General features: G+C 40.7%; 9 protein-coding genes. 8 read left to right on the forward strand and 1 reads right to left on the reverse strand.

Annotated elements, in window-relative coordinates; all coding sequences use genetic code 11:
- Positions 1-15 precede the first annotated feature (15 nt).
- From IE222_RS09110 to IE222_RS09125, 4 genes are read left to right on the forward strand one after another with little or no spacing between them, the layout of a single operon-like run.
- Complete coding sequence (locus IE222_RS09110) at positions 16-1,212, forward strand: HpcH/HpaI aldolase/citrate lyase family protein (protein WP_191271954.1); 1,197 nt, start codon at positions 16-18, stop codon at positions 1,210-1,212.
- Entirely contained in the window at positions 1,154-2,518 is a 1,365-nt protein-coding gene (locus IE222_RS09115; protein WP_191271956.1) for a phosphoribosyltransferase family protein, read from the forward strand. Before IE222_RS09110 ends, IE222_RS09115 begins: the two co-directional genes overlap by 59 nt.
- Positions 2,505-3,620 (forward strand): cysteine protease StiP family protein, encoded by a 1,116-nt coding sequence (locus tag IE222_RS09120; RefSeq protein ID WP_191271958.1) that lies wholly within the window; start codon positions 2,505-2,507, stop codon positions 3,618-3,620. Before IE222_RS09115 ends, IE222_RS09120 begins: the two co-directional genes overlap by 14 nt.
- Entirely contained in the window at positions 3,617-4,453 is an 837-nt protein-coding gene (locus tag IE222_RS09125; RefSeq protein ID WP_191271959.1) for an HAD family hydrolase, read from the forward strand. Before IE222_RS09120 ends, IE222_RS09125 begins: the two co-directional genes overlap by 4 nt.
- Here the strand turns inward: IE222_RS09125 and IE222_RS09130 are convergent.
- Positions 4,400-4,645: a hypothetical protein gene (locus tag IE222_RS09130; RefSeq protein ID WP_191271961.1), complete on the reverse strand. Its 246-nt coding sequence runs from the start codon at positions 4,643-4,645 to the stop codon at positions 4,400-4,402. The two genes, IE222_RS09125 and IE222_RS09130, sit on opposite strands and share 54 nt — an antisense overlap.
- Positions 4,646-4,862: 217 nt before the next feature.
- Between IE222_RS09130 and IE222_RS09135 the strand changes: the two genes are divergently transcribed.
- Genes IE222_RS09135 through IE222_RS09150 form a run of 4 tightly spaced genes read left to right on the forward strand, consistent with a single transcriptional unit; the run spans position 4,863 to position 8,872 of the window.
- Entirely contained in the window at positions 4,863-6,506 is a 1,644-nt protein-coding gene (locus IE222_RS09135) for a YceG family protein (RefSeq protein ID WP_191271963.1), read from the forward strand.
- 3 nt (positions 6,507-6,509) lie between these two features.
- On the forward strand, positions 6,510-7,616 hold the full coding sequence (locus IE222_RS09140) for a toxic anion resistance protein (protein ID WP_191271965.1): 1,107 nt from the start codon (positions 6,510-6,512) through the stop codon (positions 7,614-7,616).
- Positions 7,617-7,648: 32 nt separating this feature from the next.
- The gene (locus tag IE222_RS09145; RefSeq protein WP_191271967.1) at positions 7,649-8,266 is read left to right on the forward strand and encodes a TerD family protein; all 618 of its coding nucleotides are present in this window, start codon (positions 7,649-7,651) and stop codon (positions 8,264-8,266) included.
- Positions 8,267-8,293: 27 nt separating this feature from the next.
- Positions 8,294-8,872 (forward strand): TerD family protein, encoded by a 579-nt coding sequence (locus IE222_RS09150; RefSeq protein WP_191271969.1) that lies wholly within the window; start codon positions 8,294-8,296, stop codon positions 8,870-8,872.
- The last annotated feature ends 206 nt before the right edge of the window (positions 8,873-9,078 follow it).

The raw sequence follows: 9,078 nt of genomic DNA on the forward strand, positions 1-9,078 counted from the left end.
TAAGGAGAAACAAAGATGAGGTTTTTCACCTATTTTTATGAGGATGAACTGGATCAATTTTTCTATAAAAAACCACAGGAATTTAACAAGTATACACGCCGTGAGACCCTTGCCTACGGGCTCGGCGCAACCCTTTATATGCCAGCAACACGCCCTAACATTCATCAGGATATTCTATCCAATAAACATGAGGGGTTAACGTCAATGGTCATTGACCTTGAGGATGCAGTTGGTGATCTGCAAGTGGATGCTGCTGAGCAGCAGTTGATTCAGGAACTTAACAAACTGTACGCGGAGCTTCAAAATGGATTTGTAACGATTGCCGACTTTCCGCTGATGTTTATTCGGATCCGCAGCCTTGAGCAATTCAAGCGGGTAACAGAACAGCTTGGAAATGCCACACAGCTGCTGACAGGTGCAGTTCTTCCCAAGTTTAACAGCGGAAATGGTGAAGAATTATTAACTGCTGTTAGCAGCATCCATACAGACCAGCATCCCTTCTATGCTATGCCAATACTGGAAACTTCTAAAGTGATCCAAAAAGAAACAAGAATTGAAGAGCTTCTGAACATAAAACAGATCGTTGACAGTTATAAAAAAAATGTTCTTAATATCCGCATAGGTGCAACTGATTTTTGCGGATTATACGGTATCCGCAGAAGTGCGGACACAACGGTTTATGATATTGCTGTTTTAAGAGATTGTATTTCTGACATTATTAATGTGTTCCAAAGGCGTGAAAGCGGCTATGTAGTCTCTGGGCCGGTTTGGGAGTACTTTTCTGCCAAAAACAGGATGCTGAAACCTCAGCTTCGGCAAACACCTTTTCGGGATCGTTATGGTGAGGAAGGATTAAAATGGCGTAAAAAACTAATAGATGAAAATAAGGACGGACTGATCCGTGAAATCCTTATGGATATCGCAAATGGGATCACCGGAAAGACCATTATTCATCCATCACATATTAAAGCAGTTCAGGCTCTAAATGTCGTTTCGTTTGAGGAATATATTGATGCCCATACCATTATTCAAGCGGCTGCTGGTGAGAATGGAGTCATGAAAAGCGAATTTGCAAATAAAATGAATGAAATTAAACCACATCTTTTTTGGGCAAAGAAAATTATGTTGAAATCACAGCTTTATGGGGTGCTAAATGAACAGTTTACAAACATCGATCTTATCAAAAAAGAAGTATACATATCACATTTTTGATGCGCTTGACGTGGAAATTGATGTGCTGGAAAATCCGTATGAACTGCCAATCGAAGAGCTGTTTACGATGGCAGCGCGAATCAATAAAAAACGCTCTTTTTTATTTGTCAGCAATGTGTTGGGAAAACATATACCAATCAATCCAAATAAAGGGCTATCAACGGCAGCGCTATTAGCTGCAAGATTCATAGAATCTGTGAAGGACCTCCCTTGCAGCGAAAAAAAACAACTGTTACCATCCTTTCTTCATGGAAGCGCAATGAAATCGAGGGAGCCTTTTGTGCCAGCTGAAATTCGTCCTATCATTATTGGCTTTGCGGAAACCGCCACGGCCCTTGGCCACGGCTTTTTTGCCTGTTTCAAAAATGCTGATTTTTTCCATACGACTAGAGAGGAAATAGCAGGATTTACATCTGAAATAACCTTTGAGGAGGAACATTCACATGCAACCTCTCATCGCTGCTATATACCGCCGGATTTAATGACAAACGATCGGGAAATTATTCTTGTTGATGATGAAATGACTACTGGGAAAACAGCCTTAAACATAATCAAATCCATTCATAGTAAATTTCCGCGAAATGAATATACGGTTGTGTCGATATTGGATTGGCGCTCTGAAGAACACCGCAGGCAATTCGATCTAGTAGAAGGGAAATTAGGAGTTAAAATTAATGTCGTCAGTCTATTAGCAGGTGATGTGCGGATAAAACAGCTGCGGGAGATTACCGAACAAAAGCAGGAGAAATGGGAAAAAGAGTCGCAAATTTCATTGGAGATTTGTGATGCTGCCCGATTTTTTACTCCCACTTCTTTTTCTTCTATTACGAGATCTGCTTCATATATTCAAGAAACAGGGCGTTTTGGTTTAAGCAAGGAAGAAAATTGTAAACTTCATCAAAAAGCCTCCCAGGCCGCTGCCTTTTTGAAAGATAAACGTGAGGGGAACCGTACTCTTTGCTTAGGAACTGGGGAATTCATGTACCTGCCGATGAAAATTGCGTCAGAAATGGGCGAGAATGTGTTCTATCAATCAACAACAAGAAGCCCGGTCTATATTGAAAATGTAAATGGGTATGGGGCGAGATATGGTTTGGATTTTCGTAATCCTGAAGAACCAGAAATAAAGCACTTTGTCTATAATATCCCGCCCGGGTTTTATGATGAATTGTTTTTATTTTTTGAGCGAGAAGTAGAATTAAAGAATCTAGAACCATTCCTTGAAGAATTGAAAAAGACAAACATTAGCTTGGTCAAACTTGTCTTCTTTTCAAGAAACAGAGGTGATCAGCATGCAAATAACTAAACCTGTTAAAATAGGTACCTATGCAGAGGATGATGTGGTTTTTCTTTTAAAGGATTTAAGTGATATAAAGCTTGAAGATTCAACTGCCAACCGTGAGCATAAAATACAATCAGGCGGCCATTACAGTGAGTCTTTGCCGATTGAATATCAGCCTCCGAAGGAATATGTCGAGCTTTTTTGGAAGACATTACAGGAGTACAAACAAAAAGTGGCCTTATGCATCGGGATAGTGGCGGAACAGATTTTTCAAGCAAAAGGTGAGAATACAATTCTTGTGTCACTTGCACGCGCAGGGACACCTGTTGGGATTTTAATCAAAAGATATATTGAATTTCGCTACGGTATTTCATTACCGCATTACAGCATATCGATTATCCGCGATCGAGGGTTTGATAAAAACGCCATTCATTATATTCGTAAAACTCATCCCAAAGGAAAGATTCAATTTGTTGATGGCTGGACCGGAAAAGGGGCTATTTCGATTGAATTAACAAAGGCTTGTAAAGAATTTGAACAAAAATACGGGTTTACGCTTGATGACAGCCTTGCAGTCATTGCTGATCCTGGATATTGTACTCGCCTTTTTGGAACGAGAGAGGACTTCTTAATCCCAAGTGCCTGCTTAAACTCAACTGTGTCAGGGCTTGTAAGCCGGACGGTTTTAAATGAACAATATATAGGTGAAGATGATTTTCATGGCGCCAAATTTTACAATGATTTGATAGCTGAGGACGTCTCTAACCAATTTATTGATGTGATTGTGAATGAGTTTACCAATATAGCAGATGAAGCTGACCAAATTGCGTTACAAAGGAATCACGAAGAGATAGAGGCACCATTCTTGGGGATGGAAGACGTAAAGAAAATTCAAGCGGAATTTGCTGTTAAAACAACGAATTATATTAAGCCCGGCGTTGGCGAAACAACGAGGGTGCTGCTTAGAAGAGTTCCATGGAAAATTCTTATTCGGGATATATCCAGTCCGTTTGTTCAGCATATTCTTATGCTTGCAGAAGAAAAGGGAGTAGAAGTGGTTGAATATCCGGAGTTAAATTATCTGTGCTGCGGCATCATCAAGTCGGTTAAGGAGGAGAATAAATGATTTTTGCTTCTGACCTTGACCGGACATTAATGTATTCAATTAGAGCGATGGAAGAATTAGGCTGGGTGGACGAATACTCTATGAAACCGGTTGAATTCAAAGATAACCGCTGGGTTGGCTATATGACGGAAACTGCTTTTACTACCCTTAAACAGCTCAGTCAGCACGTCTTATTTATTCCAATCACCACTAGAACAACGGCCCAATTTAACCGTTTTGTTATTTTTCAAAAAGAAATTCCTCTTCAATATGCAGTCACAACGAATGGGGCCAATATATTATATCGCGGCAAGCTGCTGGAAGAATGGTCGGCACATATTTCAGCTGCGATGAAGCGTGAGTCTTTACCAATGGCTGAAATGCTTGCACTGTTAGAGCGGGAGGGTTTCATATTTGCGGGTAAGTTGTGGCATGTCGAAAATTTATTTTTCTACTATACGTTAACATCACTTCCGCCTTCTTTTAACAGAAGTATGCTTGAAGACTTTGCCTCGATGTACGGCTGGAGAGTTTCCTTGCAAGGTAGGAAGCTTTATTTTATTCCGAAGGCCATTAGTAAAGGAGCGGCTTTAGATTATATTTGCCAGCGTGAAGGGATCAGCGAAATAGCAGGAGCGGGAGATTCGATTCTAGATTGGGATTTTTTGCGGAATTGTCAGCATCGGTTTGTACCAAAACACGGGGAGCTGGCAAATATGTCGGAAATGAATGCTTTCACCGTAATATATCGGACTGGGATAAATGCAGGAGAAGAAATTCTTAATCAAATAGTAAATCTCTTACCGCGTGAAAGTCATTTTTTTAAACACAAAGAAATAAAGACCGGAAAATAGACTATAACTTGCAATAAAAAATAAGACAGCCATGCCTAGTGAGTCAATTACAGGTGCGAGCAGTAATGTGAAAATCAGACTGAACAAGAATAAATCAAGAAAAATAAACACATCGGAAGCCATAACCTCCATAACATCATCTAATTCTTCGTAAACGAGTTCTGCTTTTGGCCGTTTATATAAAAATCTCATTCGAGCCACCTACTTTAATGTGAGTATTCATTACTATGCAAGGACAAGGTTTAAGGTGAATGAGAAAGAAAAGTGATGGGAGAGTGAAACATTTTCACACATCTTTCGTATAAACAAATGAACGATTTTATGAACTGTGTTATGATGAAAAGGAATACCTTACATAATTTGCTAAACTTGAACAAAAACTTTCGCTTATCCAGGGAAGGGGTTATGAATGAATCTATCTATAAACCAATTAAACATCCAACCTGTAGCCCTTTCGTATGAAAATTGGCTAGGAATGCTAAAAAAGCCGCTTCCGGATAGACCCAATTATTCATTAGAAAATGGGACGATTCAAATCGGGCAAGTATTAGGGGAATTCCTTGGAGTCCCAATCGACACAGATGAATACTATAATCAGCTTTTCGACTATGTTACAACATCAGAAATAGACTTACATTTGCTTAGCGAGGAATCTCTTGACAAGACAATCGATAACGCACATTTTCAAGCAATCCAGAGGGTCATCAATATTCATCAGGAGCAAAAGCTGTCCATCAACCGCTTTACTGCATTTCTTGACGGGGAGCAGCTCCTGCTTAAATCCAAACTGCCAGTCCTTCATCGCAAATTAAGGGAAGCGATGATTGTGACGCTGGAATTGTATTCAGAGCTTGAAAAAGATGGGCTGAAAAATCATGAATTGAGGCGGATTCTAGTTGATGTGGTAAAGTGGTCAATGAATCATTTAGCGCCGCGTTTGGAAACCGCTAACCCGGAAAAGGCCATGCCTAAGTTTCTTTGGTATGGGGATGTGAAAAAGAGTCATCAATATTTTTTATTTTATTTAATTACACTTGGCTGTGACATCGTGATTTTTCACCCTGAGGGAAGAGATATTTTGGACGGGTTGCTTAAGGAACCGGTCTTTATTCACCGTTATCCAAACAATTTGCCGCCCGAACCGTTCCCAATTGAAAAGCGGAGCCGGAAAGCAACGGTTGCGTACAGAGCTTCAAGAGAAATTGAGACCATTCTCAATCAGGAAGGCTCGGGGCTGTACAAACCGTGGCAGTTAAGGGACTATACACCGTCATCACTGACGCTTAAGACGACGTATGATGAGCTATTTATCGTAAGTAAAGAAATCGCGATGATACGTCCGGAATTCGAAGTGAGCAACGGCAAGGTGCAGATTCCGTCCGTTTTTGCCAAAATCCACGGTGTCAGCAAGGACCGGAAGGAATATTGGGAACGTCTTCATACACTTAGTCAATTAAACTGTAGTATAGTGATTCGCAGATTGCCAATCACGATTCCTAGTCATAGTGATTTTCGCTTTCACTATCGGAATGCTCAAGGTCGTGACGGCACACTAAGCCCTGATAAAATCATGCAGGCACATTACTGGCCGTATTCATTCCTGCCGCTGGGCCTGCAAAAAGGGCTGGCACATGCTGTTAAGAGAATATGTGAAAAACCGGGTTTAAAACCATTGCCAATGGAAAGTCTGGATGAAATAAAACTCTATCTTTTTACACAGGCAATGTTTATCCCGAAACAGATCATACAGCTGTTAGAACGCTTTGATTACTCACAAGAGGTTCCAAAATGCATTATTTTTAATAATGAGACAACCGGAATGTTTTCAAGGTCAGATGCAGCGATGCTTCTTTTACTAAATCAATTTGGGATTGACCTATTGGTGTATAACCCTACCGGTCATAACGATATTGAAAATTATCTTGATGAAGGGCTGTTCGACAGCCATTGGCTTGAGGATGTCGTCTTTGATTTGGAGTATAAGGAGCCTTCAAATTCCATTTTTAAAAAGGGACTTTTTCACGGGTTCTTAAAAAACTTAAGGGGAGATTAGACAGTGAATCTTACACCGAATCCATCCAGCGGTTTAACACCAGCACCTGTAGATGATTTATTAACAGAAACAAAAGTATCGGACATCAAGCTTGCCCTCCGCAAGGAACCAGAAGTGCAGAATTTAGCGCGCTCCATTGATGAGCGGGATCAAATTCAAGTATTGGAGTTTGGTAAAGAACCGGTAGAACAAATCTCTCGCTTTTCTGACCAAATACTAGGCAATATGCGGACGACCAAAGTGGAGGATTCCGGTGAGCTGTTAAAACAGCTTGGTCGGATTATGGATAAGTTTGATCCAAAGGATTTTCAAAAATCATCCGGCGGCTTTTTCGGGAAGCTGTTTAAAAAAGGTGAAAAAGTTGTTGAAAAGTTGTTTGGAAAATACCAGACAATGGGATCTGAAATCGATAAAGTATATGTGGAAATTTCTAAGTACCGTCAGGAAATGGTCGATTCCACAACCATGCTGGATAACATGTATGAGCAAAACTACCAATATTATTTAACGCTCGAGAAATATATAGTTGCCGGAGAATTAAAAGTAGAAGAGTTAAAAACACATCAGCTTCCACAGCTTGAAGCCCGAGTTGCTTCAGGTGATCAGCTAGCTTCAATGCAGCTTGATTCATTGAAAAATGCGATCGAATTGTTAGAACAGCGGGTTTATGATTTGGAAATGGCGAAAATGGTTTCCTTGCAAACCGCACCGCAAATCCGGATGCTGCAGCGGGGAAATACAAAGCTGATTGGGAAAATTAATTCAGCATTTGTGACGACCATTCCGATTTTTAAAAACGGCTTAATTCAGGCAGTGGCAGCGAAAAGGCAAAAGCTTGTCGCTGATTCGATGAGCGAGCTTGACCGCCGCACGAATGAAATGCTGCTCCGGAATGCGCAAAACATTTCCCAGCAAAGCACTGATATAGCAAGATTAGCAGGTGCACCAAGCATCAAAATTGAAACAATTGAAGAATCATGGAATATTATCCTCAAAGGAATGCAGGAAACGAAAGCAATTGAGGATGAAAATAAACGCCTGCGTGAAGAGGGGACAAAGCGTTTAGAGCAGCTGACGCAAAATTTTAAGCAACTGAAACAGCAATCGTAGAATTGTTTAAAAATTAGATGAGGTGATTAATGATGGCAATTAATTTACAAAAAGGACAACGTGTTGACTTAACGAAAGGCAATCCAGGGTTATCAAAAATTATGGTTGGCTTAGGCTGGGACCCTGTTCAAAACAGCGGCGGCGGCGGGGGCTTTTTCGGTTCCCTGTTTGGCGGCGGCGGAAGCCAGGCAAACGTTGACTGTGATGCTTCAGTGATTATGCTTGGAGCCAATGATAAGCTTGGGAGCAATAAGGACGTTATTTACTTTGGCAACTTAAAAAGCAATGACGGCAGCGTTCAGCACTCAGGAGACAATTTAACTGGGGATGGCGACGGTGACGACGAGCAAGTCTGGATTGACTTAAGCAGAGTACCAGCTAATATTCAAAAGCTTGTTTTCGTAGTGAATATCTATGATTGTGTAAAAAGAAAACAGCATTTTGGCATGATTCGAAACGCATTTATTCGAGTTGTGAATCCAAGCAATAATCAAGAGCTCATCCATTATAACTTAACAGATAATTACAGCGGCTTAACCTGTCTCGTTACCGGTGAAATCTACCGTAATGGTAACGACTGGAAATTTGCTGCCATCGGTTCGGGTACAAATGCCGCAAGCCTTAGCGAAGTTGTCCGCTCCTATAGTTAAGAAAAATATCTGTATGAGGTGACGATATTGGGAATCAATCTATCAAAAGGACAAAGAATTGATTTGACTAAAACAAATCCCGGCTTGACGAAGGTAATTATTGGTCTTGGCTGGGATACAAACCGTTATCATGGCGGTAACGATTTTGACTTAGATGCATCTGCTTTCCTTACAGATGCTAATAGCCGGGTCATCAACGATTTAGATTTTGTTTTTTATAATAATTTAATCGACCCATCTGGAGCTGTTGAGCATACAGGAGATAATCGCACTGGTGAAGGAGACGGGGATGACGAGCAAATTAAAATTGATTTTAGCAAAGTGCCGTCACATATTCATCGTATTGCGATTACCGTAACCATCCACGATGCTGAAGCGAGGAACCAAAATTTTGGACAGGTTAGCAATGCATTTGCAAGAGTGGTTGATGAAGATTCTGGCAGAGAAATACTCCGATTTGACCTCGGTGAGGATTTTTCAGTTGAAACAGCAGTTGTTATTTGTGAACTATACCGCCATAACGGCGATTGGAAATTCAATGCTGTGGGAAGCGGCTTCGCAGGGGGACTAGCATCCTTATGCCGCAATTTTGGATTAGAGGTTTAATTTTAATGAAAAAGCCGCCGGACTTTTGGCGGCTTTTTCATGTTATGAGCTAAATTGGAGAGTGCTTTGTGCTAATTAAAATGCCTCTTGCGCTAATTGGAGATCGTTTACCGCTAATTAAAATGCCTCTTGCGCTAATTGGAGGTGGCTTTACGCTAATAGAATCGCCGTGCGTTAATTAAGGTTCGTTTACCGCTAATTAAAAT

Source organism: Neobacillus kokaensis (genome assembly GCF_014656545.1).
GTDB lineage: Bacteria > Bacillota > Bacilli > Bacillales > Cytobacillaceae > Neobacillus > Neobacillus kokaensis.